Below are 26,219 nucleotides of genomic sequence, written 5' to 3'. Positions count from 1 at the left end.
AGCTGTTATTCCTCCTTAATTTCATATCGAGCATCAGTTAAATACTCGGCAATTAAATCATTGTACTCAGGCATTATTCTAAGTAAGGCTGTATGCTCTAAATTATAAAGTTTATCCTTGTCTTTGAAACCATTTTTAAGCAATTCTTCTAAATAGAAAATTGCCGTGCCATATTCCTCATATTTTGAACTTAATGCTATTACATCTAAATAGTAGTTATAATCTTTAGGAGCAACAATAGTTTTTAACATGCTTAATAGAATAACTGCTTCATCATCAACCTCTGCATTTGCTTTAAAAAGGTCTATTTGGTCAGCAACAATGGCGTTAATAAAACCAATTAAGCGCTTACCCATTTGTTGTTCTGCCAAGGTTTTACCATTTACAAATTTTTGCAATTCTTTTATCTGGTAATTCCACCAGCCTAAATTATTGTAATTGTAAGTTAATATGTCATCCTCTAATGCAAACTGGTAATCCTCTTTTAGAAATTCTTCTTTGAAAAAAGCGGCTTCTTGGTTTCTGTTTAATTGTCTAAAGTCTTTATCTTTTTTCAATGCTTTTATTCTATTTTCAATAGAATCTATTGGTTTTAAATCTCGATATGCATTTTGCATCTCAATAAGTGCACGGTAGGCCATCAATTTTTTTCCTTCTCTTTCTAGGGATGCAACCGCATTAAAATCATTTAAAAAACTTGAGGATATAAAAGTGGAATCTTTGGTAGCAAAATCTCTAGCCATAGCTCTTAGCGTGAAATATTGAAAACCCTTAGATAACAACTCTAAACTAGGCCATTCTTTACCGCCATTAAAAGACAGAATATTATTATCAAATTTTAATCTATTCAACAATTTTTCGGTTTCTAAAATTTCGGTATAGGTAAAATCTTCTTTACCAACTATACCGATAAAATGAAAAGGATTTTTTCTAGTAATTAATTCCGTATTTGCAAAAGTAGCTCCACAAGCTAAAACACCAGAAACTGAATTATAAATTATAGGAATAACATTTGCCAACCTTGCACCTGCATCAAAACCACCTACATAAATTCTACTGCTATTGATATTGAATAGACCTGTTCCAGTATTTATTGCTCTACCAATTTTTTTGACATTTTCATCTAACCCTATGGTGTCTTTTAGTGTATTTGGGGCTATTAAAACATAATTATGCTCTTCTGCTGCAGCTCTGAATTTAGTAATTACTTCTGCTCCTTTTCCATTAACGTCTATTGCCACAAATAAGGGCCAAGTACCTTTATTTTCATAGTTTTTGGGTAAATACAAAGCAAAGGTTTCACCTTCAACATTTATAATGTTAAGACTATCAATGATTACTCCTTTTTTAAGCGTAATATCTTGGGCGTAATTATAGTGGCTAAAAAATAGTACAACTAGTGAGGTGAGCAGTAGTTTTGTTTTCATAATGCTGAATCATCAAAAATCTTACCAAAAACTTATTTACTTATTAACTTTTTTAACTTGAGCATTAGAAATCACATTTGATAAAATTATATGTGTTCTAGTTTCGCCATAAGTTATTAAGGTATCAATAAATTTTTCAAGATGCGATTGATTTTGCAAAACTACCTCCATAATTATGTTTTCGTTACCTGTAATTCGATAACAATTTAAGACTTCATCAAAGTTTTTTACATGCTCTAAGAAGGGCTTTAATTTACCCACGAAGGCTCTTAAAGTTATTATTGCCCGCAATTGAAACCCTAAATGTGTGTGGGATACTACGGTTTTAAAGTCTTGAATTATACCTGCGTCTTGCATTTTAGCAACTCGTTCTTTTACGGCTGGTGATGTGAGCCCAACCTTGCGCCCAATACTAGAAAAAGACTCTCTCGCATTGACCTGTAAACAGGCTAAAATTTTCCAATTCAATTCATCCATAGATTTTAAAGTATTTTACAAAAATAACTTAATAATTATATTCTATTATTTCATATTGCTTTAATATTTAAATTGATATTGCCTAAAATGAACGTAATTTTATAAGATAAATGCTATGAAATTTAATGATGAATAAGTCTAACCTTTCATCTTTGCCGGTTTATCAAAAGTCTTTAGAAGTTAACGATTTAAGTTTAGCTTTAGAGGCCTATTTTTCTTTGGAAAAATCTTCTCCACTTTTTAAACGAAGAAAAATAGCTTCTTTACGTTCAGAAATTGTCAGCGCTATTAAAGACGATGCCCAACTAATTTCGAGATTTATTTCAGAGACTGTGGATACAGACTGTGTTGAACTACGTTCGAAGCACCTTACCTTTATTAATACTATTACTAAAAATATTCTTTCTTATTGTAACGGTCTAGACAGAGATGGCGTTAGAGAAAAGGAGTATGTTAATTTATTACGACAAGAAATAAAGTTGTTTAGAAGACACTTTAAGTCTTGGAGAAAATCGTTGCTTGCTTAGTCACAAGCCATCCACTTTTTGTTTGCTTTTATGTTTTCATTGTTGGGCTTAGCGCTATGCTATACCTTTGAGCTTTAAATTTAAAGTCTTGAATCAAATAATCCTTATTAATTGCCCAGATACTGCTGGCATTATAAGTACCGTTACCAATTTTATCTTTAAAAAAAATGGTAACGTAGTGTATTTAGATCAACACGTTGACAAAGAATCTGGAGTTTTTTTCATGCGAGTTGAAGCTGAATTTGACAGTGATTTTAGCAAATCAGGGTTTTCTACCGCTTTTAAAAATGAATTAGCCGACAAGTATCAAATGGTTTGGCAGCTTTTTGAGCAAGAACATACCCCAAAAATGGCCTTGTTTGTTTCTAAATACAACCATTGCTTGTATGATTTGTTGAGTAGGTATAAATCAGGAGAATTAAGAGTTGAAATTCCTTTTATACTCAGCAATCATAGAGACTTAGCATATATTGCTGATCAGTTCAACCTACCTTTTCATCATATACCTGTTTCTAAAAACAATAAGTTAGCAGCTGAAGAAAAACAAATAGCACTTTTAAACCAACATCAGGTAGATTTTGTGGTTTTAGCTAGGTACATGCAAATTATAGGACCTAATTTAATTTCTCATTATCCCGATAGGATTATAAATATTCATCATTCTTTTTTACCAGCTTTCGCAGGGGCAAAACCCTACCATGCGGCCTTTGAACGTGGCGTAAAAATTATTGGAGCTACTAGCCATTACGTCACTGAAGAACTAGATGCCGGCCCAATTATTGAACAAGATGTTGTACCTGTATCTCATACTCATAGTATTAAAGATTTTATTGCTAAAGGAAGAGACTTAGAAAAAATAGTGCTTTCTAGAGCGGTGCAGCTTCATATTAGCCGAAAAACCATGGTATATAATAACAAAACTGTAATATTCACCTAAAACTTAATCCCCAATGAAAAAACATGTAGTAGTATTTATTTCACTATTTGCGCTGGTTTCCTGTGCAGAATTACAACAAGTTGTTAATCAATTACCACAAGGCACTTTGAGCAATGACCAAATTGCTACTGGTCTAAGACAAGCTTTAGATTTTGGGATAGATAAGCAGGTTAATAAACTTACCAAGGAAGACGGATTCTACAAAAACGAGCTGGTAAAAATTGTATTGCCAGAAGAACTTACCAAAGTTGACAATACCTTAAGAAAAATTGGGTTGAGTTCATTGGCGGATGAAGGACTCAAAATATTGAATAGAGCTGCAGAAGATGCTGTGAACGAAGCTATTCCGATTTTTGTAAGTGCCGTAGAGGATATCACTTTTGCTGATGCAAAGACTATTTTGTTGGGCGAAGATAACGCAGCAACTCAATATCTAGAGCAGCGCACACAAACTCAGTTGTATGATAAATTCAACCCGGTAATAGAAGCTTCATTTAAAAAGGTTGGTGCAGATGCTATTTGGAGTGAACTCATAACAAAATATAACAATCTTCCACTTACGAATGATGTTAATCCAGACCTAACTGATTACGTTACGCAAGAAGCTCTTAAAGGGGTTTTTACCATGATTGAACTTGAAGAAAAAGAAATCAGAAATAACTTAAATTCTAGAACTACAGACCTTCTAAAAAAGGTGTTTGCTTTACAAGACAACTAATTCAAAAAAAACTACAATAAAAGCAATAACCATTTTTATAAATCGTTATAACTATATAATAACAAGACAATTATAAATACTACATAGTTTTTATAAAAAGTTATTTGAGTTAGCATTTTTTGAGTTAGTTAGTTAAAAACCGGTTACCCAACCGGTTTTTTTGTTTACATTCTACCCTAACTCTTGTAAATAAGCTAATGTGGTCGTATTAAATACTTCAGGTTGCTCTACGTTTACTACATGGCCACAATTATCTATAACCACCAACGAAGATTGTAAGTGTTGCTCCGCAATTTTTCTAATTGTTGGTAAAAAAAGATAGTCTTCTTCTCCCATAATATATAAGGTAGGTATACCTACATCTGCTGATCTAAAAAAACGAAGTAAAGGATTTATCTCAGAAGCCAACTTAAACCAACGTATAAATTCTTGTTGGTAAAGCTTTCTTGCTTCATTTACAAATAACAATCGTGACTCCTTATGATTTTTGTTGGGCATAATTATAAAAGCAAAAAACTTATATAACCATAAGTAAGGTACTATGGATTTAAAAACCACTCCCAACTTCATTAATACTTGTGAACGCAAATTGAGTTTCATAATTGCGCCACCCATTATCATACTACTTACCTTTTCAGGATATTTCTCTGCCAAATTTCTAATTAGAATGGTTCCAAGAGATATTCCAATAAAATGAGACTTTTCAATTTTCTCATGATTAATTACTTCTATAATATCATCAGTAATACTATCAAAAGTGTATTTATCATTTAAAGCCTCCTTTAAATTCAATTTTGAATTTCCATGCCCTCTTAAGTCTAAGAGCAGAATATTGAAATGTTTTTTATAAGCTCGTAATTGCTTAAACCAAATGGAAGAACTACCTCCTGCACCGTGCACAAATGTAACCCATGGCGCGTTTGGCTGCGTGTCGTAAACCGTGTAATGAAGCAAAAGTTTTTCTTTTAAAAATAGGTTAAAAAATCTTGCTAAACCCACAAGATTTTTTCTCAGACTTATAAAACAACGTTAAATTTAGACAAACTGCCTGATTTTTAGGTGTATACCACATCTAAACAGCAACAACTTATCGTAATTACTTCTAAATTCGTAACAACAAACCTAAAGTCCCATGAACAATCAAAATTGCCGTATTGGAGCTGTGACTCCAGTTGAACAACTAAACGAAGCCGTAACAGCTTTAGAATATCACTATCACGGTTTTGTAGAAAAAGCTGCTTCAACCTTAGATTCAAGATTAGCTGACTTTTTTGAGGGTAAAGCAAATAGCTTCAAAAAGCTATTAGACCAAATGGCTTAAACCATAAGTTTAGCCATTTTTTCTTGTAATTGTTTGGCTTTGCTTGCCGCGGCTTCAGCGTAATCTTTTTGGTTAGAAGCATAAATAATACCTCTCGAGGAGTTTATTAGCAATCCTATATTGCTAGTCATGCCATACTTGCAAACCTCTTCTAAACTTCCGCCTTGTGCCCCTACTCCGGGAACCAATAAAAAGTTTTCAGGAATTATTTTACGAATATCTACTAAATATTCAGCCTTAGTGGCACCTACTACATACATTAAATTCTCACTATTTTCATAGGTTTTTGACGTTGTTAAAACTTGCTCATATAAAGTTTTGTCTTCTACTTTTTTTGTCTGAAAATCAAACGCACCTTTGTTAGAGGTTAACGCTAATAAAATGGTATGCTTGTTTTTAAAGGCTAAAAAGGGTTCTACAGAGTCTCTACCCATATAGGGCGCTATGGTAATACTATCAAAATTTAATTGTTCAAAAAAAGCCTTTGCATAGCGGGTAGAGGTATTTCCTATATCACCACGTTTGGCGTCAGCTATTGTAAACTGCTCTGGGTAATTAGTATTTAAATAGTTAATTGTTTTTTCTAGAGATTTCCATCCAGCAATACCATAAGCTTCGTAAAAAGCAATATTTGGTTTAAAGGCTACACAGAATTCGTGAGTAGCGTCTATAATTGCTTTGTTAAAACTAAAAATGGGATCTTCCTCTTCTAATAAATGAGAAGGAATCTTTTCTAAATCGGTATCTAAACCAATACATAGAAAAGATTGTTTTTTCCGAATTTGAACAACTAAATCTTCCAGCTTCATTATAGGGTTTCAGATGCTTCTTTTAATTTTTCAGTATTCTCAACTAACATTAGTTCATCTATAATTTTCTGAATATCTCCGTTGACAATATTTTGTAAATCGTACAATGTTAGTCCAATTCTATGGTCTGTAACTCTCCCTTGTGGATAGTTGTATGTTCTAATTTTAGCTGACCGGTCACCACTACTAACCTGTGAGTTTCTTTTGGCAGCATCTTCAGCCTGCTTCTTTGCCAATTCTAAATCGTATAACCTAGAACGTAATACTTTAAAGGCTTTTTCTTTGTTTTTGTGTTGTGATTTTTGGTCTTGACATTGGGCAACCAAGCCTGTTGGAATATGTGTTAATCTTACCGCAGAATACGTGGTATTAACTGATTGACCTCCTGGACCAGAAGAACAGAAAAAGTCTATTCGTACGTCTTTAGGGTCTATTTGCACATCAAATTCTTCTGCTTCCGGAATCACCATTACCGTTGCTGCCGAAGTGTGTACTCTACCTTGAGTTTCAGTCTGCGGTACGCGTTGTACTCGATGTACACCTGCTTCAAATTTAAGTGTACCGTAAACGTCTTCACCGGTAACTTCAAAATGTATTTCTTTATAACCACCTGCAGTACCTTCGCTTAGGTCGATAATATTGGTTCTCCAGCCTCTACCCTCGCAATACTTGGTGTACATACGAAACAAGTCGCCAGCAAATATACTAGCCTCATCACCACCTGTTCCCGCTCTTATTTCCATAACCACATCCTTAGCATCTTCTGGGTCTCTAGGAATTAGTAAGTATTTTATTTCTTCTTCTAACTTTGGTAATGCGCTTTTAGCTTCATCTAACTGCATTTTGGCCATTTCAACCATCTCTGCATCACTACCATCAGCAATTAGTTCTTCTGCTTCGGCTATATTATTTTGATATTCTATGTATTGCTCTCGCTTATCTACCAGTTCTTTTAAGTCTTTGTACTCTTTGTTTAGGGTAACGTATTTCTTCTGGTCTGCAATTATATCTGGTTGTATAATCAAGTCAGCAACCTCATCAAAGCGTTGCTTTATTATGTTCAATTTATCAAGCATATTTCCTCAGGTAATTCGGTTGCGAATTTACAATTTTTTAAGGCTTTCTATTTTATTCATTAATCGATTACAAACAAAGTTGCTAACGAGAAAATTGAAGCATCTAAACCCGTATTACGTTTGTAGTAAGAATATCTAAGATTAACAGATTTTAAACCAAAAACATAAATCTTAGTTTTTGTGAATATGTCTTTATACTGCAACTCAACACCATACATATTTGCAGAATAGGCTGCTAAATCAAAATCTGAGGTGTAAAATTCATATGAAGAAAGTGCTTCTTCTTTTTCATAAAAATAATCTACTTTAGTCTGATTGTAATATCTAAAGTTAGGAGAAAGGGTGAATTTATCTGATAATTTTAATGGAACTTCAAGACTTGCTGTATGGGCTTGTAAACCCCAATCATCTGTATAAAAACGATAATAACTACGTAAAATAGCCCAATCATTTGCATAATAATTAAGCCGAACTCCTAGGGGAATTTTAAATCTTGTTTCTGGCAAACGTTCTACATCATCTGCCAATTGAAATTCTTCTACCAAAACATCTTGTGCATCGTCAAAATAAACACGCTGAAAAGGTGTACTTAAAAGTCCAGATTGGTAAACAACATCAGCAGTAAACAAGGCTTGTAGCCTTTTACTCAATATTTGAGAAAAACCCAAAGTGGCTGAATACGAGTTTCGGTTTTCATTTTCAAAGGGTGTAAAAACCGGATTATAGCCTGGTTGATTCTCAAAACCTCCTCTAAATTCTATAGGGTATTGCGGATTCCAACTATCTAAATACACTTGACCAGATAAGGAAAGTTCAGTATTTTTTTCATTAAATAAATAAGAATAACTTCCTCCAAAGCCAATAGAAAAATAATCGTATTCCGAAGAAATATAGGCTCTTGCACTCCATATATGATTTCTGTCATTAGAATAATGGGTATAAGAAGGACTAAAGTAAGCCAACACATCTGACCTTGAAGCTCCTGACGAAGCACTAAAGGCATTAGCAGCGTTTCGACCATCAAATGGATTAACATTGCTAGACGAAGCTGAAGTATAGGCTGATAAACCAGTATCTATAGTTAAAATCTCATCTTGGCTTAACGGAATTTTTAATACCACGGTTGAAGTAGCATCTGTAAGTTCCTCTGTACCTTCACCGCCCGTAACTGCTGCATTACCACCATCTTGGGTATAATAACTAAATAAGGTTTCTATTTCACTCGCCTCAAGAACTCGTTTTTTATAGGCTACATCATCTTGCTGGGCAAAAATTATACCTGCAAATAACATAAGCGTATATACGATTAGCCTTTTCACTTAAATTTTATTTCTTTTTATTCTATACGCTGTAAAAATTGCATAGTAATTCGCACTACTTCAACAGGCTTTGTTCAGCTTAGCGTTAATTAAGTTGTTAATCCTTATAATTACATTTTAGACTTTACCTAATTACAACCGCAACCACCGCCTGTTTTACCGCCGTTAGCACCTGAAGCACCCTCTCTATATAATTGAAAATTGGTTTCAAAACGTTCAGTACTTTTTAACCCTAAAACCATTTCTTCATTGTTCAAATACACTTTTTCGTATTCTTTAACTACAACGCATGAAGAAACTGTTAAAAGTAAATACAAGACCACAATTAGTTTAACTATTCTCATTTCTTAAAATTAGTGGATTTGTCTAAAACTACACCTGAACTCTTGTGTATTTCATTTTCATCATCAACTACCAAAACCTCAACCCCATCTAATTGATTAATAAAATGTAGACCTGCGTCTACACCCATAACATAAACTGCTGTTGCTAAGGCATCACACAATTCGGCATCTTTTGCAAAAATGGTAACGCTTTTAACCCCCGTGGTAGGGTAACCTGTTCTTGGGTTAATAATATGAGTGTATTTTTTTCCTTTAAAATGAACAAATTTTTCATAGTTACCAGACGTTGCTACAGAAGATTCTACAATAGGTAGCCATGAAAAAACCTTGTCTTTATCTAACGGATTTGTAATACCCACCAACCATTTTTCACCGGTTTCTTTTGTTCCCCAAGAGGTTAAATCTCCTCCTGCATTTATAAGTCCAGCTTTGACTCCTTTCGAAATTAAAAGCTTTTTAGTTTTGTCGGCGGCATAACCTTTACCAATTGCACCAAAGCCAATCTTCATACCTTTTTCTGGAAGGTATACTGTTAATTCTGATTCATTTAATACTACCTTTTCAAAACCAACTTTAGCAATAGAATTCTTAATTCTTTCTTCTGATGGAAAAACCTTCATGCTACCATCAAACTTCCAAATCTTATCCATAGAAGCATAGGTAATGTCAAAGGCTCCGTCAGTAATTTTGGCAATATTTATTGCTCGTTTAATTAAATCGAATAATTCTTGAGAAACTTTAACAGGTCTCATACCTGCAAACCTATTTATCTCAGAAGTTTCTGAATTAATATTCCATGATGAAATAAGTTTTTCTATACGCTCTATTTCAGCTACCGCTTCATTAATATTGATGTAGCCTATTTCTTCATTGGCAGCTACAACGGTAATTTCAAAACGGGTGCCCATTAACTTAAGCACCTTATTTACAGATACAAATGGGTCGTTATCTTGAGCGTATACACCCAACGTTAAAAGGCTAACTATGACAACAAACCATTTTCTCATGGAGTAAATGTGGTTAGTTGTTCAATATAACTTTCTGGAGAAACATTTAAATAGCCCTTTTTATTACGAATTTGCAATTGATTATCAAAAAGAATAACTAATGGAAAAAAACCTTGTGGATTGTATTTTTCGGCAAGTGCTTTGTTGGCGTTAGCCAATTCTAAGGGGAGTTTATTCTTTTTTTTACTTGGGAAATCGGCCCTATACAATACTAAATTTTCCTCTGCATAGCTTTTAAAATAACTTGACTGCCAAAGCTGTTTATCTAGTTTTATACAGGGTGCACACCAATCTGAACCCGAAAACACAAGTAGTAGCAATTTATTTTCTGTTATTGAACGCTCATAAGCGCGTTCAAAATCGGTTTCCCATTGTTGAGAAAAACAAAAAAAACTTGTGACTAATAAAAGGGGAAAAAATACTCTTTTCAAGGTCTCTTATTCGTAAATTCTTAAAATATCACCGTTTAATTCTGTATTAAATACTTTTAAAGGATTACTGGTTGTGGATAAATTTAATGAAGTTCCATCTTGCGCGAATTTAGAACTATGTGTGGTACAAAAGAATACCCCACCATCTATTTCTCTAAAAATAACTTCTTCTGTTTGTTGATGACTACAAATTTTACTAGCTGCAATTAATTCACCCTCTAAATTACGCGCCACCACAATATCTAAATAATTTAATGCGGGATCAGATTTTATAGAGATAAATCCACCATTTTCAGTTAAAGGTGCAGCTTCTGAACTGGTAAGGTCGATGGTAAAATCGACTCCAGAAGGTTCTGGAAATTGCTCTAAATCTTCACCATCTTTTGAACATGCATTAACGCAAGGAAACATTAACGCAAATGCAGCGCCTGCTCCCAAGCTTTGCAGAAATTCTTTTCTTTCCATAGTAATTCTATATTGGGGTTGTAAAGCTAACGAGAATTACAAAGGGTTTCGTATGCTAAATCGTTGAATTACAGATTTTATAACATTTTGAAAAAATAACCCAAAAACCCAATTGAATATTTTAGCAAAGCTGTCAATTATTATGAAGTTATGCTAAGAACTACAAATGGTTTTAGTACTCAAATTTGCCATATGCACTGTTTATGGTAAGTTTTTTAGTTTCAGAAGCTTCAACCCTACCAATTATTTGCGCATCTACATTAAAGCTTTTTGAAATTTCTATAAGTGATTCGGCAATTTCTGGATTCACATAAAGCTCTAAACGATGACCACAGTTAAATACTTGATACATTTCTTTCCAATCTGTTCCAGATTGTTCTTGTATTAGTTTGAATAAAGGTGGTACTGCAAAAAGGTTATCTTTTATAACGTGCAAATTATCTACAAAATGTAAAATTTTGGTTTGAGCACCTCCGCTACAATGAACCATTCCATGAATATCGGCACTAGTATAGGTCGCTAATATTTTCTTCACAATTGGGGCATATGTACGGGTTGGAGAAAGTACAAGTTTACCAGCATTAATAGGTGAGCCTTCAACCTTATCTGTTAGTTTTTTTGTACCTGAATACACTAATTCTTTTGGAACCGATGGATCAAAACTCTCAGGATAGGTTTCTGCAATATAGTTTGAAAATACATCATGCCTTGCTGAAGTAAGACCGTTGCTTCCCATACCGCCATTATACTCTTTTTCATAAGTAGCTTGCCCAAAAGAAGCTAAACCAACGATTACATCTCCTGCTTTTATATTGGCGTTGTCAATTACACTACTTCGCTTTAAACGTGCGGTTACTGTTGAATCTACAATTATTGTTCTTACAAGGTCGCCGACATCAGCCGTTTCGCCACCTGTAGAATGTATCAAAATACCATGTTCAGCCAAATCTGAGATGAGCTCCTCAGTACCATTTATAATTGCAGATATAACTTCTCCCGGAATCAAGTTTTTATTTCTCCCTATGGTTGAAGATAACATTATATTATCAGTTGCTCCCACACAAATAAGGTCATCAATATTCATGATTAAAGCATCCTGAGCAATACCCTTCCAAACACTTAAATCTCCTGTTTCTTTCCAGTATAAATATGCTAACGAAGATTTTGTACCAGCACCATCTGCATGCATAACCAAACAATGGTCATTACTACCAGTTAGATAATCAGGCACAATCTTACAGAATGCCTTAGAAAATAAACCTTTATCAATATTTTTTATCGCGTTATGTACATCTTCTTTTGATGCCGAAACGCCTCTCTGCGCATACCGTTTACTAGTGTCTGAGGACATATAATGGTTTTGCGCAAAAATAGGTAATGTTAGTTTTAAATTATGAGGAACAAATCATCTTGTTTTCAACAAACTTTTTCAAAACAAAATCATAAATTATCATTTTGTTTAATTTTTTTATGTTTTTATTAAACATTTTTTGAAATCATTGTTGTAACCTTGAGAAATCAATAAAAATACTATGAAAAAGTTATTATTAAGTGCGCTTTTATTAGGAAGCGTTTTTGCCGTACAAGCATGTGGTGGTGAGCCAAAAAAAGAAAACACTAATGAACAAGAAAATGAAGTTGCAGCAGAAACAACTACTGTAGAAGCAGTAGAGGAAACCCCAACAATTGTTGGTGTGGCCGCTAGTAACGAAAATTTTTCTACTCTAGTTGCAGCAGTAAAAGCCGCAGGATTGGTAGACACTTTAAATGGTGATGGGCCATTTACGGTATTTGCACCAACGAACGACGCGTTTGCTAAATTGCCAGAAGGTACTGTAGATGGTTTATTACAACCAGAAAGTAAAGGTGACCTAACAGCAATTCTTACTTACCATGTTGTAGCAGGTGAATTTAAAGCCGCTGATGTTGTAAAAGCTATTCAAGACAATGATGGTGCATTTACAATTACAACGGTACAAGGAGCTCAGTTAACCGCTAGTATTGAAGGAGAAAACGTAATTCTTACTGATGCAAAAGGTGGAAAATCAACTGTAATTATGACTGATGTAGCTGCCTCTAATGGTGTAATACATGCTATTGATACTGTGGTTATGCCATAAAAATTTATCATTTACTAACTCAGACGAAAAGCAGCTCATTTTAGTGAGCTGTTTTTTTTATGTTTTTTGCCAACTACTTTACACTAAGAATTTAGTATTTTCCCAATTCTAACTAAACTAAACATGTTCAAAAAAGTAATTTTTCTATTAAGTTTTGCGCTAATGATTTTGAATTCTTCTTGCAAACAGGAAAAAAAATCTACTACTGGTGAATGGAATACCAAGAAAATTGCTGAACAAAATGAAGTTCACAATCAGTTATTAGCTATTGAAAAAGAACAAGGTTGGCAGTTACTTTTTGATGGTGAGACCTTAGATGGTTGGCATTTGTATAATAAGCCAGATTCCACACAATATTCTGCGTGGCAAGTTCAAGATGGCCTGTTATATTGCAACGCCACAGACGAGTCACGAACTAGGGGCGATTTAATTACAGATAATTCCTATGAAAATTATGAATTAACTTTTGATTGGAAAATTGCTGCTCGTGGTAATAGCGGGGTTTTTATTAATGTACAAGAAAAACCAGAAATATTACAGACTTTTCATTCTGGGCCAGAATACCAAATGTTAGATACTGATCATATGGACTATGCCGCAAAGGCAAAAAGCCCTGGGTGTTTGTATGGTTTTCAAGATCAAATTAATCCAGTGGAAGTAAAACCAACTGGTAAATGGAACACCTCTACTATTAAACAAAAAGATGGTAAAATTGAATTTTACTTGAATGGTGTTCTAACTGCAAAAGAAGATTTTAAATCACCGGAGTGGCTTAATAAAGTTAGTGGTTCTGGTTTTGCAGAAAGACCAGAGTTCGGAAAAAATACCCAAGGTAAAATTGCGCTTCAAAATTGGTATTTTGATGTTTGGTTCAGAAATATGAAGATTAGAGAATTGTAATAGATTTCTATTTTACATCCGTTACAATTGTTCTAATTAAAGAACTATTTTGCTTTAACACATAGCCTGCTTGCAATTTTAATGCCCCATAAAATACCCTTTCATTTGATAAAAAAACAAACCAATACCAGCAATTACTAAATACCAATTAACAGCTTTATAGAACGCTGAAAAATGTTTCGATTTTCTTGAATATTTAATAATGAAAATTATAGGTATTAAGGCGAGTACCTGCCCCACTTCAACTCCTAAATTAAAGCAAAGTATTTTAGCTAGAAACTGGTTTTCTCCCATATCAAAAGATTGCAACCGGGTTGACAATCCAAAACCATGTATCAAACCAAAAAGCGCAACCATTGCTAATAAATTTGGCGAGGTAATTTTTAATTTTTCAAAACCTCCGAGGTTCTCAAAGCCTTTATACAAGACACTTAACGCAATTACGGCATCTACTATATGTTCATTTGCAGTAACACCTAAATATGTTGCTCCAATTAATGTGATACAATGCCCAATGGTAAATATTGTTATAAACTTTAAAATATCTTTAAAGCTATTTAAATAAAAAACCACCCCAGCTAAAAATAATAAGTGGTCATAGCCTGTGAGCATATGCGTAGCACCTACCCTTACATAGGCCAACAGACCACCTGCTCGCAGTATTTCTTGGTCAGCACTACTAACATCATGTGCTAATGCTAGAAATGGAAAAAGAAGAAAAAAAAGAAAAGTTATGCTATGGTAAACTATTTTCACTACTAGCTCTTTTTTCTAAAAACAAAAAATAAGATTCCCACTAAAACTACACTTCCTAGAATAAAAATCCATTTGGGAAATGAAGATTCGTGATGATGGTCTTCATCATGAGTATGCGTATCTGAACCATGCTTATGCGTTACCTCAAAAGTTAGTGTAGCCCACTTAGACTCATGCGTAAGCTCCTCATGGTTATCTACAGAAGTCATATAAATTGTACGCACATAGTAAATTCCATCTTCTGGTAATTGTACTTCTACAATACCTTCTTCGTTAGTTCGTAATTGTTGTCCACTGGTATGTGAATGCTCTTCTTGTTTTGCATTATCATGAGAATGCGTAGATTCACCATGTTCATGAGAATGTGCTTCAGATTCATGGGAATGGCTATTTTTAGGTTGTAAATAGTCCGCATACACCAATTGATTAGGCAAGGGTTTACCATCTAAAAGCAATTGCAGCGCTAAACTTTCACCGCTATATTTTTCGTACGGATTTACTTTAGGAACAAATTCTATGGGATATCCAAGAACGGCACTCCAATCTTGTGTTTTAGCTTTTCCAACCTGATAAATTGCTTTAACGTGTTTTTGATAACTTTCTACAGCATCTTCTTCTAGTAAGTCTTGCCTTTTACGCGCTTCTAGCATATCTAAAACACCATCGTGCTCTAAGTAGCTATTGAATTTATCTGCTGATAACGCTATATTTCTTGGTTTAGTTGATACACCAGCTAAATAAGTTCCTTCTTTTTGGGGAGTAAAAACAAGTTGTGTGATAGTAGTATCCTTATCAATCCATTGGGTTGAATCAATAGCTTTTCTCTTACCATTTATTACAATTGATGCGTCTTGAATACGATTTCTTGTAATGATATTTTCACTTTTTTCAAATGTACCATTGTAAAGACTTACTACCGCTTCTTGATTGACGTCTAAAAAATAGGAATCCATTTTTAGATACAAATCGTGACTACACAAAAGGAAAATAGCAAATACAAGGAATAAGATTTTACGCATCATTATATGTTTAGTAATTCATTTACGAAGTAAATTTACCAAGGGTTCATTTACTTTTAATCTAAAAATCAATCATAGATTAAACCATTTCTAAGTTGTTATGGTAGTTAGGATGATGCGTACGGGTGTTGCCAAGGCCCTCGATATTCTCTTTTTAACAATGCAGTAGCTTCTTCATCGTCTACGACAATTTTATGCTCAAAATCATACGAAAGAGGTCTATTTAGCTTCATTGCCATATTTGCCAATATGCAACTAGCAGTGGAGATATGACCTTCCTTAACATCTGCAACTGGTAATTTATCTTGTTCTATAGCCGCCAATAAATCTAACATTTGTCCTCTTGTAGCGGGAGCAGTATGTAGTTCAATTCGCTTTTCTTTAAGGTCTTCAGGATATTTTTCGCGTTCATAAATAACATTTTTCTTAATGGTTTTACCTTCACCATTAGGTATAAACTCATATTTAAAAACGTCTGCTTTTAGCGTTCCATTTTCGCCATAAATAGTAAAGCCCCAAGGGTATTCTGGGTCAGCTGCTGTTCCCCATGAACGATGCTGCCAAACACAATTAAAATCATCATACTCAAAAACTGCATTTTGAGTGTCTGAAATATTGGCTATAGCATCTTTTTGCACATAAATACCTCCCGTTGAGCTAATTTTTTTAGGCCAGCCCAAACCCAACATCCACCTAACGGCATCGAACATATGAACACACATATCACCCACAATTCCGTTACCATATTCCATAAACGCTCTCCACCTTCCATGGGGTAACCCAACAAAAGGTAACTTTGGTGCGGGACCTGCCCACATTTCATAATCAAAATGGCTTGGCACTTCAATTACTGGTGGATTTGCATTCCAACGCATATGATAATAGCAAAATACCTCAGCATGAGAGATTTTACCCAATAGACCAGCTTCGATTATGGTTTTCTTTGCATCAATTAAATGTGGCGTACTTCTACGCTGGGTACCAATCTGTACTTTTTTACCAACAGCCCTTGCTTTTGCCAAAATTGCTTCTCCTTCCAAAACATCTACACTTATTGGTTTTTGAAGATATAAATGTGCACCCGCATCTAGCGCTTCAATTGCTTGCAGCGCATGCCAATGGTCTGGTGAGCCAATAAGCACAATATCCAAGTCTTTTTCTGCTAACATTTTACGATAGTCAGCATATAATCTAGGTTGCCTTCTAGATTTTTGACGTTCAGCAACTAGAATTGCTGCTTCATTTAAATGTTTTTGATCAACATCACAAAGTGAAACAACCTCAACATTGGCTACTTGAATTAATTTAAACAAATCACTCTTACCATACCACCCACAACCAATTAAGCCAACACGCCATATTTTTTGAGAATGCATCAAGTCTAGCCCATACGCTCCAAAAGAGGACAAGGCCATTGCAGCTGTAGCACTCTTTAAAAAATTACGCCTATTAATATAAAATGATGCTCCCATTTTATAATGTCCACTTATTACCAACAGCACTCACTGGTATACAACCATCATAGCCGCCTGGAACTGGGTCGTAATTCAACACATTTTTACCTATTTCTTCTGAGGAAGTATAGGCCCAAAGGGTCATACTTTTAAGTGACTTATAAAAACCAACAGGTTCTTGAGGACCTACCGCTGTGCCCCATACTCCTTGCCCAAATTGCCCTCCTTTGGCTTCTTCTTTTTCTAGTACTTTAATTCTATCAGCTTTATTTAGTTCGGCAAATTCTTTTCCAAAGTTAGCTTCACAGTCTGCGTTAAATTGAGCAATATTTGCTCTCATAGCTTTTTTGCCTGCATCATCATAAACATTTGCCATCACCTTATCCATAAACATATCTGCTTTTACATCTAATGCGCCAGGTGTATCTGTGGCTGGCAAAATCATATCTACAAATGTGCTTAAAAAAGAAGCCTCCTTTTGGATGAGAAATTCGGGCTGCCAATCTGCCCTAACCGTATTTTTACACGATTGAAATAATGATAATAATGATGGCCCAGCAACTGCTGCTACGGCCATATTTCCTGTAAATTTTAGTGCTTTTCTCCTATTCATAACTAGAGGTTCATTTTTTTAAGTTCTTCCACAGCATGATTTGCTGCTCTGGCTGTTAATGCCATATATGTTAATGACGGATTTACACAAGAGTTTGAAGTCATACATGCACCGTCTGTTACAAATACATTTTTTACTGCATGTATTTGATTTGTACCATTTAAAACTGAAGTCTTAGGGTCTTTACCCATACGGGCCGTACCCATTTCATGAATACCAAAACCAGGTTCGTGCTGCTTATCAAAACCTACAACATCTGTAAGACCGGCCTTCTCTAACATTTCTACAGCGTCTATTTGTATCTGCTTGTTTTGGGCCAACTCGTTTTCTTTGTATTCACAATCTATAGATAAGGTGGGTTGCCCCCATTTGTCTGTCACTTCTTTGTTGAGATACACCTTATTTTCGTGATAGGGCAAACACTCAGCAAAGCCAGTTATGAAAAATTCCCAAGGACCGGGTTTCATAGCTTTATCTTTAAATTCAGCACCAAAACCGTTAATATTAGCAGCATTACCACCTCTGTAGCCGGCTCCTTGAAAACCAAAACCTCTAAGGAATTTATCGGTATGGGTCTCGTTATCTAAATTATAATAGCGCGGAATATAAATTCCGTTTGGTCGTCGTCCTTTATAATATTTGTCATCAAAACCTTCAACTTTAGCAACTGCACCAACCCGATAGGTATGATCCATTAAATTATGACCTAATTCTCCACTATCATTACCCATACCCTCTGGGAATCTATCTGATGTTGAATTTAATAAGATTTGTGTAGTACTTAAGGTAGAGGCATTACAAAAAATGATTTTGGCTTTGTATTCAATATCTTTATTTGTTTCTGCATCTATTATTCTTACACCTGAGGCTTTTCCAGTGGTGTCATCATACATTATGGACTGTACAATAGAATAGGGTCTAAAAGTTAAATTGCCAGTTGCGTTTGCGGCGGGTAAAGTAACCGCATTACTACTAAAATAAGCTCCATAAGGGCAACCTCTACTGCATCGATTTCGATATTGACATTGCCCTCTGCCATTATGTGGCTGGGTTAAATGAGCAACCCTACCAATTATCATATGCCGGCCAGGAAAATCTCTTTCTACCCGTTTTTTTACATGCTTTTCAACACAATTTAATTCCATTGGAGGTAAAAAGTGACTGTCTGGTAGTTGTTTTAAACCCAATGCTTCACCACTTATACCTGCATATTTTTCAACGTAGGTATACCAAGGTTCTAAATCTTTATAGCGAATAGGCCAATCAACACCGTAACCATCACGAGCATTTTCTTCAAAATCTAGTTCGCTCCATCGGTAGGTTTGTTTTCCCCACAGTAGTGACCTACCACCCATTTGGTGACCACGAACCCATAAAAACGGTTTTACTTCTGTATATGGGTTTTCTTCATCATTAGCATAAAAATGTTCAGTGTCTTGACCAACAAAACCTGTTCTAATATTCTTATAATGTTTTTTGCGTTGTTCGGGAGTTAATGCTCCCCGATAATCCATATCCCATGGGTCCCAATTTGCTGTTTTATAATCTACAACGTGTTCTACTATTGGGCCTCTTTCCAGAACTAAAGTTTTGAGTCCTTTTTCACAGAGTTCTTTTGCCGCCCAACCCCCACTTATACCTGAGCCAATAACAATGGCATCATACGTATGCTGAGGGTCAGCATCAATATTAAATTTTGGCATGTTTTTTTATTCAGTTTAGTTGCCTTTAAGATAAAGAAAAAAATAATCACCTTTAACTGAATACTTAGGTCTTACGCTTTTCTCACAAATTGTGATTTTAAACCCATGGCTCCAAAACCGTCAATTTTACAACTGATGTCATGGTCACCTTCTACTAAACGAATGTTTTTAACTTTAGTCCCGGCTTTTACTGGCTTTGGCGCACCCTTTACTGGTAAATCTTTGATAACTATTATGGTGTCTCCATTAAATAACACATTACCATTACTATCTACAACTTGGTCTTTGGGATCTTCTATTTCCTCATTTGTATTCCATTCTTGACCACATTCTGGACAGGCATAGCGTACAGCTGATAAGGCATAACCATAAGGAGATTGACAAAATGGGCAAGGTTTCATTTCATCTGACATAGGTGAAATACTTTAATTTAAGGAAAACGAAGGTAACTTAGATTTTACAAATCACTATACTACATCATCTGTATGATGCCCTAAATGTTTGCCTTTTGCAAACTTAGCTTTATTAAACTCTGAAGATTTACCTTTAGGTATTGAAAGACTTTGCCAAGCTGAACCTTTTAGCATACGACCAATAAAAACTATTTGCCCTATGTGTGAAGCATAGTGTGGTAATTGTCTATGAATGGCGTCAATAATGGAGTGTTCTTGATTTCGAATATAAATTTTAGTAGTAAAATTATCTGGGTTTATACCATCTAGAGCGGTAAACAAACACTCCCAACCAAGGCTCCACTTTTTTAAAACTTCTTCTTTTGTTTTTAACGCAGATTCAAACTCTTGGTCTCTATTACGCCAAGATTTTTCTCCATCTGAGCTTAAAAAATCTGTCCATCTAGAAAGCATATTACCCGTTAAATGGTTAACTAGTATAGCAATTGAGTTTGATTCTGCGTTGTATTGCCAAAAAAAATCTGCTTCATCTAACTGGTCAAACGTCTTATCTCCTAAAGATTTATAATATTCGAATTGTTTACGGGCACTATCTAGAAATTCAATAGTCATAGCAATCTATTTTAAAACAAGTTTCCCAAAAGAAGAAGGTACATGAAAATCTGGTTCTGAAGTTTTACTATCAACCCAACTAATCCAATTTATGGTTGCGTTTTCTCCATTTAATTCAAGGCAATGACCTCGATAAAGACCTATCTCAATTATATTGTCTTGAAGTAAACCTAGTTTTGCTAAAGTAGCAAAACTCAACTTTCCCTGTAAACTATAGTATTCTTTAAAAACCTTTGTTTTTACATGTAATTTGTCTGGCCACTGCCACTGTCTATCAAACTTGCGGTAATAATCTGCCCTGTAATCCAAGACCCTACCTTTTGGGTCCATTTCTAAACAATAATAAGGTTGCATGTTATCATTACTTCTGAAAAAAATTTCTACCCGCTCAGATTTTGTGACTTCTATTTTATGATTAGTTTTTACATAAACCAAGGGTTTTGGTCCGTAGGCGATGAATTTAAAATGAATACACTCTTCATCATAAAAGGCTTTGAAAATAGTTTTTGGTGGAGTTGCATTTTGCCAAGGATAGTCAAAATCTTTAAGAGTTGCCGCTTGATTCCAACTTAGCTCAGATGTTAATTTTGAAATTCTGAATTCTTTCATCAATAAGCGTATTTATAGCACAGGCAAGGTTGTTAAACAATCTTTATCCCAAATTTTTTGTGTAGTAGGTTGGTCTACATTACCCCCCGTAATTATTACAACAACTCTTTGTTTTGTTTCTTGGGTTTTTAACCATTGCATTACCCCACCCATAGTCATAGCACAAGTTGGTTCTAGCCGTATTTTTAGTAAATGTGTTAACCATTGTGTCCAATACACTATTTCTTCTTCATCGACTTCAAAAAAACCATCTAACCGTTTTAAATATTCAAAAGTAATATCACCAATTGCCATGGTCATAGCACCATCAGCTAAGGTTTTTGGAATGCCCTTTAAACTTTGAATCACACCTGTTCTTAACGATTGTGCTGCGTCATTAGCCTGTAAAGGTTCAACGCCAAACATCTTTATTTTTGGAGAAATGCCTTTAGTTGCTACCAAAGAACCGGAGGTAAGACCGCCACCACCACAAGGTGTAAAAACGGCATCAATATTTTCAATTGCATTTAGAGCCTCTAGTGTGGCCGTACCTTGTCCGCAAATTACCTGTTCATGATTAAATGGTGGTATCCAATAAACACCGTTCTCTTTTGCAGCTTCTCGAACCAAACTATCTGTAATATCTCTTGTTTTGCTTAGAACAACTTCGGCTCCATAACCTTTGGTTGCTTGTATTTTGACTTTAGACGAATAGTCTGGCATAAATATGGTTACTGGTATACCAAATTGCTGACCCGCAAATGCTACGGCTTGTGCATGATTACCAGAACTATTTGCCACAATTTTAGCTGGTTTTTGACCAGTTTCTAGTAACCATGAAACGGTATTTAAAGCACCCCGAGCTTTAAAAGCACCTATTTTTTGAAAATTCTCGCACTTGAAAAACACTTCATGACCCAACCAACTGTTTAATAGTTTAGATGCTAGAATTGGCGTTTCATTAATGTATGGGGAAATGCGCTTCTGCGCAGCAACAATATCTTTTAATTCGAGCATAATTTTAGCTATGCTATCAAAGATAATTGGTTTTTACACCCTGTTAAAATTCTGGCATAAATGCGTTTGTAAAAATAACTTCTCGATCTATCTGGGTACTTCGTTTTACCCTTACAATTTGTTTTTCAGAAACACCATCGTTAGAAGTGGCTACAAAGAGTACAGCACCCTCATCTTCAATATAAATGGGGTCTAAATCATTTTGACCTGCTAATTTTTCAGTATCAAATTCTATTTGCTCAGTTGTTGCCAAATTATATTCGAAAATTCTTGAATCTAAACGACGGTAAAGGTCATTTTCTGTTCCACTAACATCCCTTGTAAATAACACTAAATTTCCATCAAATGAATAGTCAATTCCACCAATTGCACCAGGTAATCCTTCCAGAATTGCTAACGTTTCTAATCCGGTTGTAGCATCTACTAAAATTAATCTGGCGTTGTAGCCCGCAGCATCATTGGTTTTAACTACCAGGGTGGAATTAACACCGTTAGCCGCTACTTCTGAAATAAATGTTCCACTTGGTGCTTCATAAACTACTTCTAATCCACCACCATCATTATTTATAGCATATAACTTGTTTAAGCTCGGATAGAAAATTCTTGAGCCATCTGCACTCCAACAAAAATCAATTTCATTTTGTCTAAAGCCAGATACAGGTATTGTAGCTGTAATTTGCTGCATATTTTTTCCATCTAGGCCCATGGTAAATAAATGCGTTTCTGCCCCCACGTTTCTTAAAAATGCAATTTTTGATACCAACTCATTTTTTCTAGGACGATAGCTATTGGTTGCTTCACTTGTTAACTTAACCACATCTTGGTCTGGCTCTGTTCCACCGGCAATTACTCCAGGCTCGTTACCTGAATACACTACGTTGTTACCATTTACATTTTTAACAAAAACAAAACGATTCTGACCTATACCTTGGGTTTCAAAAGAACTAATTTTACTCTGTACGGGGTCGTTTACACCATCAACCGCTTGTACTTGCCAGAAATAATTGGAGCCGATTACCAAATCGTTTACTGTTACAACAGTGTCTTTTAGGTCATCGAAGGCTTCTAATACAGTTCCTTGTGCATCTCTTAATTCAAAATTATACAACACCTCATCATCATCATTATCACTCGACATCCAAGCAAAATTTACAGTAGTGGCAATATTTTTAGTTCCATCTTCTGGTGTCAATAATATAGGCTCTAAAGGAGATATATTTGTTGCATCTATCAATTCTAGAGAAATAGCTAGGTTTGATGTTCTATCTGGTGAAACACTTGCTGGTTCAAAAGATGTGATATACTCAGATAACTCGGCCTGTACAGAATACTCACCTACTTGTATTTCTGTTATTTCAAATTCGCCGTTAACATCTGTAAAAACCACAGTTGATACGGGGTTCGTAGATATTTGTACATTTTCTAAAGGTTCGTTAGTATCTTTTATAACTACTTTACCTGTAAGGGTTCCAAATTGAATTTGGTCTATGGTATCTTCTGAACAGGAGTTGAAAAGAAAACTTAATAAGACGATAAATATGGTTTGTTTGTAAAACTTCATGGCTTTTGTAGTTTGGCTTACTTAATTTTATTTTTTCCCACTTTGTATTTTAGTCCCACACCGAAATTGTAGAAATAATCATCTCTCTTACCGTTGGTATAACCGTCAATTCTATCATTGAATGTAAAATGATTTTCAGCAAAAAGTTGTAAACTCATTCGCTTAGATATGTTTAAGTCTAAACCTGCTCCAACTTGTAATTTTAAAGAACTTGCTGATTCTAGACTACTATCTTCTGAACGCAAATAGTCTATATAACCTACACCCCCATAAACAAAGGGACCAAAGTTATCGTAAGGAATAAAGTCATAATTTAAATTGGCTTCATAGCTTACATACTCTCTGGTAAATGTTTGAGGATTGTACAAATTATAATAGCCTAAGGTAAGACCAGCAGCAAAATGAGAACTTATTGCCTTTTGATACGTAAGAGAACCACTGAAACCTGGGTCTTTATCGTTAAAATCTGCATTCAAAAAAGGTAAACCAGCTCTAACAATAAATGCATTATCATGCGCTCTGTCTATTTTTGGTCTTTTAAAAAGGAGTGTATTTTCTACGTTATCTTTTTCCTTATTGTATCTATGTAGCAAACCCGAAATTTCAGCATCTGTTGCTTTAGGTTTCCAAATTTTTTCTTCTATACCTTCTATAATTAAAGCTTCTACAGATTTTTCTATGGCTTCTTTTAGGGCAAGTTGTATAGGTTCATTTCTTGTAAAACCAGTTTCTGCCTCCATTAAACGCTGAAAGCTTACAAATCGAAATAAACTAGCGTCTATACTTTGAGAAAGTATGGTTTTGCTAACATAAACTGTTTTTAAAATTTTACCTGTAGAGGTTGAAACTGCTCTTAAATAAACGGTAATTCTGTCTTGGCGATATTGAGATGAGCCACCAGCACCAAAATAACGAGCACCTATACCGCCTGTCATTGTATTAGTATCGTACGAAATAATACCCCCTTCTAACAATATGCCTGCAAACAATAGTGGAGGTAACGGTTTAACATCTTGCTGATTACTACGCCTATACTCTTCTCTTGTGGTTCTTATTATGTTTCTTTCATTTAAGAGATTGGCTAAGTTTTCTCTTTCTATTGGTGTAAACCATTCTGAATCTTCTAAAGCCTTAATCATCATTGTAGTAGCACCCTGCGGCACGGCTGTGCTGAATGTACTACCTGTTTCAACGGCTTTGTATTGCCCGGTCTGGTCTTTAAAATTATAAACACCTACAACTACAGGTTCGCTAGGTTTAGGTAGATTTTTAAACGGTTCACGGGTATTTATGGTTTCACCCAATCGAGGTTGTTGAAAATCATACGGTTGATTAAAATATGTACCACAGCCACTTAAAAAGCCGATACAAACAACCAATACTATAAATGGTCTTAATTTCATAAGTATCTCGTTTTAAAAGCTATGATTAATTTGGAATAATAATCTGAGTTTGCTCCCCTGTTCTCGTATCTAGAATATTAATTACAAGACCCTCTGGAGCGCTAAAAATTTCCAAAGACAAGTCTCCAACAGTAAAGGTGCCTTCTTGCAAACCATCACCCAATTGAGCACCAAGTACTGATCTCGTAATTTGGTCCAATAATTGTCTATTTAAGGCTTCTTGAAATTCTTCCAAATCCGATTCGTCTTCATCAGCCGCATTGGGGTCTGTGAATGAATTTTGTGCATCTGCTGCGGCTAATAATTGTTGATAATAAAAAGGATTGTTACCTCCTAAAAACGGATTTTTGGGGGTATAAACCAGTTGTTGTGAATAACTAAAACTGTAGGCTATTAAAAATAATGCGAGGGTACAAATCAGTTTCATATTAGTATCTTAAGGTTTGTTGTTTGGTTTTTTCTTTCATAAGAAAATAGCGTTGTACTCTTACAATTGAGGCTTCTGCCATCTGTCTTATAAAATCGTTTCTAGGATTTAAGAAGAACTCGGCCACAGCTTTATCACCCACCAAAACTTTCATTCTGGTCGTGTTTGCCATACCTAGTTCTTCTTTAATGGTTACAATTTCATTTCCATTAATATTTTTGTTTAAGTATTGTGAGTAGAAGTATTGATAAAAATCTCTTCCTGGTTTGGTTTTGGTGTCTTCTATAACCATACCACGTAGCTCAATACCATCTTTTTTAGAGTCTTGTATGTCTAAATCTTGATTATCCCTATCTGTTAGTATTTCTCTATCGTTTAAATCTCCTTTATCATTAAGGCCATGAAATACTTTTCTAGATTTACCAACTATTTTTTCATCTTCGTAGATAAGAAGCATTACTATAGTGGTATCTTTTGTTGAGAAGTTTATTGTTGATTGCGAGAGTACTTTTTTCTCGTTTGCAACGAGAACGGCTCTACCACTTTGTTCTGTAGTGGCTAGATTTCCGTTAGCTTTTTTTATAGTTGAAAATCGGTAAGATATTGTTCTGTTTATCTCGGTTTTATTAAAGGCCTCACAAGATATTGTAGTGGCTGTTTCAACCTCTCCTTCAAAGGTGATGTTTGCTTCAATTTCTGCATTATATATCTGAGACGATACTGGGGAAAGTACCATTACTAAAAGCAGTAATATGTAATATTTAATGGTAATCAA

The 26,219-nt window shown here is 34.9% G+C and carries 30 protein-coding genes; 6 read left to right on the top strand and 24 right to left on the bottom strand.

Translation table 11 applies throughout. The features are described 5' to 3' along the window. Positions 1-5: 5 nt before the first annotated feature. A complete protein-coding gene (locus H5V42_RS08865) occupies positions 6-1,427 on the bottom strand; it encodes an alpha/beta hydrolase (protein ID WP_185782803.1) in 1,422 nt (473 codons plus the stop codon). A gap of 36 nt (positions 1,428-1,463) precedes the next feature. Next, a complete protein-coding gene (locus tag H5V42_RS08860) occupies positions 1,464-1,904 on the bottom strand; it encodes an Lrp/AsnC family transcriptional regulator (protein WP_185782802.1) in 441 nt (146 codons plus the stop codon). A 128-nt stretch (positions 1,905-2,032) separates the two neighbouring features. On the opposite strand from H5V42_RS08860, the gene H5V42_RS08855 reads away from it, so the two are divergent. The 3 genes from H5V42_RS08855 (at position 2,033) to H5V42_RS08845 (ending at position 4,086) form a co-directional block, all read left to right on the top strand. Then, complete coding sequence (locus H5V42_RS08855) at positions 2,033-2,431, top strand: hypothetical protein (RefSeq protein WP_185782801.1); 399 nt, start codon at positions 2,033-2,035, stop codon at positions 2,429-2,431. Positions 2,432-2,519: 88 nt separating this feature from the next. Further along, positions 2,520-3,368, top strand: a complete 849-nt coding sequence (gene purU / locus H5V42_RS08850) for a formyltetrahydrofolate deformylase (protein ID WP_185782800.1) — start codon at positions 2,520-2,522, stop codon at positions 3,366-3,368. A 13-nt stretch (positions 3,369-3,381) separates the two neighbouring features. Then, positions 3,382-4,086, top strand: a complete 705-nt coding sequence (locus H5V42_RS08845) for a DUF4197 domain-containing protein (RefSeq protein WP_185782799.1) — start codon at positions 3,382-3,384, stop codon at positions 4,084-4,086. 171 nt (positions 4,087-4,257) lie between these two features. On the opposite strand, the gene H5V42_RS08840 is transcribed toward H5V42_RS08845, so the two are convergent. Beyond that, on the bottom strand, positions 4,258-5,040 hold the full coding sequence (locus H5V42_RS08840) for an alpha/beta fold hydrolase (protein ID WP_185782798.1): 783 nt from the start codon (positions 5,038-5,040) through the stop codon (positions 4,258-4,260). Between the two features lie 178 nt (positions 5,041-5,218). Between H5V42_RS08840 and H5V42_RS08835 the strand changes: the two genes are divergently transcribed. Next, entirely contained in the window at positions 5,219-5,407 is a 189-nt protein-coding gene (locus tag H5V42_RS08835) for a hypothetical protein (protein ID WP_185782797.1), read from the top strand. Here the strand turns inward: H5V42_RS08835 and pyrF are convergent. The 8 genes from pyrF to H5V42_RS08795 form a co-directional block, all read right to left on the bottom strand. Further along, entirely contained in the window at positions 5,404-6,216 is an 813-nt protein-coding gene (gene pyrF / locus H5V42_RS08830; protein WP_185782796.1) for an orotidine-5'-phosphate decarboxylase, read from the bottom strand. The two genes, H5V42_RS08835 and pyrF, sit on opposite strands and share 4 nt — an antisense overlap. Beyond that, on the bottom strand, positions 6,216-7,292 hold the full coding sequence (gene prfA, locus H5V42_RS08825) for a peptide chain release factor 1 (RefSeq protein ID WP_185782795.1): 1,077 nt from the start codon (positions 7,290-7,292) through the stop codon (positions 6,216-6,218). The genes pyrF and prfA overlap by 1 nt, the downstream gene beginning before the upstream one ends. Before the next feature lie 59 nt (positions 7,293-7,351). Further along, positions 7,352-8,611: a DUF3570 domain-containing protein gene (locus H5V42_RS08820; protein ID WP_229665664.1), complete on the bottom strand. Its 1,260-nt coding sequence runs from the start codon at positions 8,609-8,611 to the stop codon at positions 7,352-7,354. 128 nt (positions 8,612-8,739) lie between these two features. After that, entirely contained in the window at positions 8,740-8,955 is a 216-nt protein-coding gene (locus tag H5V42_RS08815; protein WP_185782794.1) for a DUF4266 domain-containing protein, read from the bottom strand. After that, positions 8,952-9,962, bottom strand: a complete 1,011-nt coding sequence (locus tag H5V42_RS08810; RefSeq protein ID WP_185782793.1) for an FAD:protein FMN transferase — start codon at positions 9,960-9,962, stop codon at positions 8,952-8,954. Before H5V42_RS08810 ends, H5V42_RS08815 begins: the two co-directional genes overlap by 4 nt. Next, the gene (locus H5V42_RS08805; RefSeq protein WP_185782792.1) at positions 9,959-10,393 is read right to left on the bottom strand and encodes a thioredoxin family protein; all 435 of its coding nucleotides are present in this window, start codon (positions 10,391-10,393) and stop codon (positions 9,959-9,961) included. Before H5V42_RS08805 ends, H5V42_RS08810 begins: the two co-directional genes overlap by 4 nt. A gap of 6 nt (positions 10,394-10,399) precedes the next feature. Beyond that, complete coding sequence (locus tag H5V42_RS08800; protein ID WP_185782791.1) at positions 10,400-10,858, bottom strand: Rieske 2Fe-2S domain-containing protein; 459 nt, start codon at positions 10,856-10,858, stop codon at positions 10,400-10,402. A gap of 172 nt (positions 10,859-11,030) precedes the next feature. Further along, positions 11,031-12,209, bottom strand: a complete 1,179-nt coding sequence (locus H5V42_RS08795) for an AIR synthase related protein (RefSeq protein WP_185782790.1) — start codon at positions 12,207-12,209, stop codon at positions 11,031-11,033. 181 nt (positions 12,210-12,390) lie between these two features. On the opposite strand from H5V42_RS08795, the gene H5V42_RS08790 reads away from it, so the two are divergent. Together H5V42_RS08790 and H5V42_RS08785 are read left to right on the top strand one after the other, a co-directional pair. Then, positions 12,391-12,978 (top strand): fasciclin domain-containing protein, encoded by a 588-nt coding sequence (locus tag H5V42_RS08790; protein WP_185782789.1) that lies wholly within the window; start codon positions 12,391-12,393, stop codon positions 12,976-12,978. Between the two features lie 123 nt (positions 12,979-13,101). Next, the gene (locus H5V42_RS08785) at positions 13,102-13,878 is read left to right on the top strand and encodes a 3-keto-disaccharide hydrolase (RefSeq protein WP_185782788.1); all 777 of its coding nucleotides are present in this window, start codon (positions 13,102-13,104) and stop codon (positions 13,876-13,878) included. A gap of 78 nt (positions 13,879-13,956) precedes the next feature. On the opposite strand, the gene H5V42_RS08780 is transcribed toward H5V42_RS08785, so the two are convergent. From H5V42_RS08780 to H5V42_RS08720, 13 genes are all read right to left on the bottom strand, one after another. Continuing rightward, a complete protein-coding gene (locus H5V42_RS08780; RefSeq protein ID WP_185782787.1) occupies positions 13,957-14,634 on the bottom strand; it encodes a HupE/UreJ family protein in 678 nt (225 codons plus the stop codon). A 2-nt stretch (positions 14,635-14,636) separates the two neighbouring features. Beyond that, on the bottom strand, positions 14,637-15,653 hold the full coding sequence (locus tag H5V42_RS08775; protein WP_185782786.1) for a DUF4198 domain-containing protein: 1,017 nt from the start codon (positions 15,651-15,653) through the stop codon (positions 14,637-14,639). Positions 15,654-15,760: 107 nt separating this feature from the next. After that, positions 15,761-17,125 (bottom strand): Gfo/Idh/MocA family protein, encoded by a 1,365-nt coding sequence (locus tag H5V42_RS08770; protein WP_185782785.1) that lies wholly within the window; start codon positions 17,123-17,125, stop codon positions 15,761-15,763. A gap of 1 nt (position 17,126) precedes the next feature. After that, positions 17,127-17,720 (bottom strand): gluconate 2-dehydrogenase subunit 3 family protein, encoded by a 594-nt coding sequence (locus H5V42_RS08765; protein ID WP_185782784.1) that lies wholly within the window; start codon positions 17,718-17,720, stop codon positions 17,127-17,129. 2 nt (positions 17,721-17,722) lie between these two features. Then, the gene (locus tag H5V42_RS08760; protein WP_185782783.1) at positions 17,723-19,423 is read right to left on the bottom strand and encodes a GMC oxidoreductase; all 1,701 of its coding nucleotides are present in this window, start codon (positions 19,421-19,423) and stop codon (positions 17,723-17,725) included. Between the two features lie 71 nt (positions 19,424-19,494). Then, positions 19,495-19,836 carry a zinc ribbon domain-containing protein YjdM gene (locus H5V42_RS08755; protein ID WP_185782782.1) on the bottom strand — a complete coding sequence of 114 codons (342 nt, stop codon included), beginning with the start codon at positions 19,834-19,836 and terminating at the stop codon, positions 19,495-19,497. A gap of 54 nt (positions 19,837-19,890) precedes the next feature. Then, entirely contained in the window at positions 19,891-20,448 is a 558-nt protein-coding gene (locus H5V42_RS08750; protein WP_185782781.1) for a DUF1572 family protein, read from the bottom strand. 6 nt (positions 20,449-20,454) lie between these two features. Further along, positions 20,455-21,057, bottom strand: coding sequence for a sugar-binding protein (locus H5V42_RS08745; protein ID WP_185782780.1), 603 nt, complete (start codon positions 21,055-21,057; stop codon positions 20,455-20,457). Between the two features lie 12 nt (positions 21,058-21,069). Then, the gene (locus tag H5V42_RS08740; protein WP_185782779.1) at positions 21,070-22,053 is read right to left on the bottom strand and encodes a serine/threonine dehydratase; all 984 of its coding nucleotides are present in this window, start codon (positions 22,051-22,053) and stop codon (positions 21,070-21,072) included. Positions 22,054-22,096: 43 nt separating this feature from the next. Then, the gene (locus H5V42_RS08735; RefSeq protein WP_185782778.1) at positions 22,097-23,614 is read right to left on the bottom strand and encodes a carboxypeptidase-like regulatory domain-containing protein; all 1,518 of its coding nucleotides are present in this window, start codon (positions 23,612-23,614) and stop codon (positions 22,097-22,099) included. A 17-nt stretch (positions 23,615-23,631) separates the two neighbouring features. After that, a complete protein-coding gene (locus H5V42_RS08730; protein WP_185782777.1) occupies positions 23,632-25,017 on the bottom strand; it encodes a CsgG/HfaB family protein in 1,386 nt (461 codons plus the stop codon). A 25-nt stretch (positions 25,018-25,042) separates the two neighbouring features. Beyond that, positions 25,043-25,444, bottom strand: coding sequence for a curli assembly protein CsgF (locus H5V42_RS08725; RefSeq protein WP_185782776.1), 402 nt, complete (start codon positions 25,442-25,444; stop codon positions 25,043-25,045). 1 nt (position 25,445) lies between these two features. Next, the gene (locus H5V42_RS08720) at positions 25,446-26,219 is read right to left on the bottom strand and encodes a CsgE family curli-type amyloid fiber assembly protein (RefSeq protein WP_185782775.1); all 774 of its coding nucleotides are present in this window, start codon (positions 26,217-26,219) and stop codon (positions 25,446-25,448) included.

The organism is Croceivirga lutea (genome assembly GCF_014235875.1).
In the GTDB taxonomy this organism is placed as follows: Bacteria; Bacteroidota; Bacteroidia; order Flavobacteriales; family Flavobacteriaceae; genus Croceivirga; species Croceivirga lutea.
This window is presented reverse-complemented; position numbering and strand designations above follow the sequence as displayed.

Bases quoted from the DNA above. Each gene is read 5' to 3' on its own strand.
- H5V42_RS08865 (WP_185782803.1), bottom strand. From the start codon at position 1,427: ATGAAAACAAAACTACTGCTCACCTCACTAGTTGTACTATTTTTTAGC.
- H5V42_RS08860 (WP_185782802.1), bottom strand. From the start codon at position 1,904: ATGGATGAATTGAATTGGAAAATTTTAGCCTGTTTACAGGTCAATGCG.
- H5V42_RS08855 (WP_185782801.1), top strand. From the start codon at position 2,033: ATGAATAAGTCTAACCTTTCATCTTTGCCGGTTTATCAAAAGTCTTTA.
- H5V42_RS08845 (WP_185782799.1), top strand. From the start codon at position 3,382: ATGAAAAAACATGTAGTAGTATTTATTTCACTATTTGCGCTGGTTTCC.
- H5V42_RS08835 (WP_185782797.1), top strand. From the start codon at position 5,219: ATGAACAATCAAAATTGCCGTATTGGAGCTGTGACTCCAGTTGAACAA.
- pyrF (WP_185782796.1), bottom strand. From the start codon at position 6,216: ATGAAGCTGGAAGATTTAGTTGTTCAAATTCGGAAAAAACAATCTTTT.
- prfA (WP_185782795.1), bottom strand. From the start codon at position 7,292: ATGCTTGATAAATTGAACATAATAAAGCAACGCTTTGATGAGGTTGCT.
- H5V42_RS08815 (WP_185782794.1), bottom strand. From the start codon at position 8,955: ATGAGAATAGTTAAACTAATTGTGGTCTTGTATTTACTTTTAACAGTT.
- H5V42_RS08810 (WP_185782793.1), bottom strand. From the start codon at position 9,962: ATGAGAAAATGGTTTGTTGTCATAGTTAGCCTTTTAACGTTGGGTGTA.
- H5V42_RS08800 (WP_185782791.1), bottom strand. From the start codon at position 10,858: ATGGAAAGAAAAGAATTTCTGCAAAGCTTGGGAGCAGGCGCTGCATTT.
- H5V42_RS08795 (WP_185782790.1), bottom strand. From the start codon at position 12,209: ATGTCCTCAGACACTAGTAAACGGTATGCGCAGAGAGGCGTTTCGGCA.
- H5V42_RS08790 (WP_185782789.1), top strand. From the start codon at position 12,391: ATGAAAAAGTTATTATTAAGTGCGCTTTTATTAGGAAGCGTTTTTGCC.
- H5V42_RS08785 (WP_185782788.1), top strand. From the start codon at position 13,102: ATGTTCAAAAAAGTAATTTTTCTATTAAGTTTTGCGCTAATGATTTTG.
- H5V42_RS08775 (WP_185782786.1), bottom strand. From the start codon at position 15,653: ATGCGTAAAATCTTATTCCTTGTATTTGCTATTTTCCTTTTGTGTAGT.
- H5V42_RS08770 (WP_185782785.1), bottom strand. From the start codon at position 17,125: ATGGGAGCATCATTTTATATTAATAGGCGTAATTTTTTAAAGAGTGCT.
- H5V42_RS08765 (WP_185782784.1), bottom strand. From the start codon at position 17,720: ATGAATAGGAGAAAAGCACTAAAATTTACAGGAAATATGGCCGTAGCA.
- H5V42_RS08760 (WP_185782783.1), bottom strand. From the start codon at position 19,423: ATGCCAAAATTTAATATTGATGCTGACCCTCAGCATACGTATGATGCC.
- H5V42_RS08755 (WP_185782782.1), bottom strand. From the start codon at position 19,836: ATGTCAGATGAAATGAAACCTTGCCCATTTTGTCAATCTCCTTATGGT.
- H5V42_RS08750 (WP_185782781.1), bottom strand. From the start codon at position 20,448: ATGACTATTGAATTTCTAGATAGTGCCCGTAAACAATTCGAATATTAT.
- H5V42_RS08745 (WP_185782780.1), bottom strand. From the start codon at position 21,057: ATGAAAGAATTCAGAATTTCAAAATTAACATCTGAGCTAAGTTGGAAT.
- H5V42_RS08740 (WP_185782779.1), bottom strand. From the start codon at position 22,053: ATGCTCGAATTAAAAGATATTGTTGCTGCGCAGAAGCGCATTTCCCCA.
- H5V42_RS08735 (WP_185782778.1), bottom strand. From the start codon at position 23,614: ATGAAGTTTTACAAACAAACCATATTTATCGTCTTATTAAGTTTTCTT.
- H5V42_RS08730 (WP_185782777.1), bottom strand. From the start codon at position 25,017: ATGAAATTAAGACCATTTATAGTATTGGTTGTTTGTATCGGCTTTTTA.
- H5V42_RS08725 (WP_185782776.1), bottom strand. From the start codon at position 25,444: ATGAAACTGATTTGTACCCTCGCATTATTTTTAATAGCCTACAGTTTT.